2 protein-coding genes are annotated in these 2,486 nt (G+C 72.4%); both read right to left on the bottom strand.

The genetic code is table 11. The features are described from left to right. Positions 1–70: 70 nt before the first annotated feature. Positions 71–1,393 carry an ABC transporter substrate-binding protein gene (locus ACYVD5_RS23740; RefSeq protein ID WP_461003349.1) on the bottom strand — a complete coding sequence of 441 codons (1,323 nt, stop codon included), beginning with the start codon at positions 1,391–1,393 and terminating at the stop codon, positions 71–73. Continuing rightward, on the bottom strand, positions 1,390–2,486 hold a 1,097-nt coding region (locus ACYVD5_RS23735; protein ID WP_461003348.1), incomplete at its 5' end, for a branched-chain amino acid ABC transporter permease. The genes ACYVD5_RS23735 and ACYVD5_RS23740, both read right to left, overlap by 4 nt.

Raw genomic sequence — 2,486 nt, 5'->3', positions numbered from 1 at the left:
CGGCGCACGCCGGCGCCCGGTCCGCGCGGACCGGGCGCCGGGCCCAGCGGCCGGTGCGGCCGCGGTCGGCTCACTCGCCGTAGAAGGCGACCTCGTCGGGTGAGGGACGCTCGACATCGGCAGCGGTGATCTCGCCGCCGTCGCGGTCGGTGACCATGGCCTCCTGCAGGATCTCGGGTTCCTCACCCGCTCGGAACCGCTGCACCGTGGCCCCCGCGAAGCCGCCGCGGTCGTCCGCGGTGGATGCGAAGGGCACCAGCCCCGGCCCCGCCCACTCCTGGCCGTGCACCGCATCGAGCAGGCCCTGGCGGGTCAGGTCCGGGCCCGCCGACACCAGCGCCCGGCCCAGCATCGTGGCCTGCACCATCCCGTAGACGGTGGTGTTGGTCATCGGCGCGTCGCCCTCGGCGTAGTCGTCGTAGATCTGGGAGTACAGCCGGATCCAGGGGTCGTCCTGCTGGGTGACCGCGGGCAGGTAGCCGGTGTAGATCATCCCGTCCAGCAGCTCCTCGGCCGGCACCTCCGCGCCGCCGGCCTGGGCGGCGAACTCCGACAGCAGCCCCGTCAGCGTCGCCGTGTCGGCGCCGATGGTGCTCACGACGAACTGCGGGTCGTAGCCGATGCGCTGCGACTCCAGGATCGCCATCGCGGTGAAGGAGGGGATGCACGAGCAGACCACGACGTCGGCGCCGGCCTCTTCAAGTGCGGAGATCTGCGGGCCGATATCGGTGTTGCCGGGGTCGTAGGACTCCACCGCCACCCGCTGCTCGGCCACGTACTGCTCCAGGCCGGCCTCGGAGTCGGTGCCCACGTCGTCGTTCTGGTGCAGGTAGCCCACCTTGGCGTCGGGCATGTTCTCGGCGATGTAGCGCCCCTGGATCTTGGCCTCCTTGGTGTAGTCCACCTGGTAGCCGAAGCTCAGCGGGTACTTGCCGGGCTGGTTCCACATCAGTGCGCCCGAGGAGACGAACAGGTCGGGCACGCCCTCCTTGTTGAGGAAGTCGATGACCTTGGAGTGGGTCGGCGTGCCCAGCCCGCCCATCATCGCGAATATCTCCTCATCGTGCACCAGGTCGCGGGTGACCTCGATGGTGCGCGCAGGGTCGTAGGTGTCGTCCTTGACCACGTAGTCGATCTCGCGGCCGTGGATACCGCCGTTGTCGTTGATGTGGTCGAAGACGGCGCGGGCACCGATGGAGATCTGGCTGTATCCGGGCGCGGCCGGGCCGGTCAGCGGTTGGTGCGAGCCGATCTTGATGCTGTCGTCGGTGACGCCGGTGGAGACGTCCAGGTCGGCTGCTGCGCCGTCCTGGACCTCGCCGGCACCTCCGCAGGAGGTCGCCAGCAGGACCGCGGCCAGCAGGGCGGCGGCGGAGGCCATGGGTGGTCTCATGTTTCTACCCCCGGGGCGGTGGATCGGGGGGTGGTGGGCGCGGGCGGGGGTGCGGGGTCGGCCGGCCGGCGCCCGCGGCCGGCCGGTGCGGCGAGGCTGCGGGCCATCCCGTACAGACCCTGCGGCCGGCACAGGACGACCACGATCAGCAGCACGCCGAAGAACACGATCGGCAGGTTGTTGGCGACATCCGTGTCCAGCGACAGGGCGCGGGCGAGTTCCTCGCCCCACAGCTCCACGTAGACCAGGGCGACCGCGCCGAAGAAGGCGCCCCACATGCTGCCCGTACCGCCCAATACCAGGGCGGCCAGCAGGCTCAGCGACAGTGTCACGGTGAAGGACGACGGGGTGGCGGTGCCCAGCAGGTAGGCCTGGCAGGCGCCGGCCAGGGCGCCGCAGGCCGCGCTGATCACGAACGCGGCGACCTTGGTGCGGCCCACCGGAACCCCGGCCAGGCCCGCGGCCGCCTCGTCGTCGCGCAGCGCGCGCATCCGGCGGCCCAGGCGCCCCGCGCTGATCACCGCCAGTACCACCAGCCCGGTCAGCGCCGTGAACCACACCGCCGCCGCCTGCCACTGGCTGCCGGTCACCACCCCGGTCAGCGCGGCGGGTGCGCCGCGGGTGGCCACGGTCAGCCCGTTGCTGCCGCCGAGCAGTTCGGGGAAGCGCACCGCCACCGCGGGCAGCCCCACCGCCAGCGCCAGGGTGGCGCCGGCCAGGTAGGGCCCGTGCAGCCGCGCCGTGGCCGCGCCCACCAGCACACCGGCTGCGCAGCCGACCAGCACGGTGATCAGCATGTTCAGCCACAGCGGCAGCGCCGGCTGGTGCTGGACGAGCAGCGCCATGGTGTAGGCGCCGATGAACATGAACGCGCCGTGGCCCAGCGAGATCTGTCCGCTGCAGCCGATGAGTAGTTGCAGGCCCGCGATCGCCAGCAGGTGGTAGCCCACGCTGCCGATGTGCAAGTCGCCGGTGGGCCCGGTGGCAAACGTCAGGGCCACCACCGCGGCGAACGCGGCCGCAGCGGCCACGGTGAACCGCACCAGTGCCGGCAGCGCCCGCCAGCGGTCGGCCGCCGCGGCGGCGCCGCGGC

This window comes from Streptomonospora sediminis, assembly GCF_054778995.1.
The sequence above is the reverse complement of the archived record's forward strand: the minus strand, read 5'-3'. Positions and strand labels throughout refer to the sequence as shown.

Coding starts and splice junctions, on each gene's coding strand:
- ACYVD5_RS23740 (WP_461003349.1), bottom strand. CDS start 1,393: ATGAGACCACCCATGGCCTCCGCCGCCGCCCTGCTGGCCGCGGTCCTG.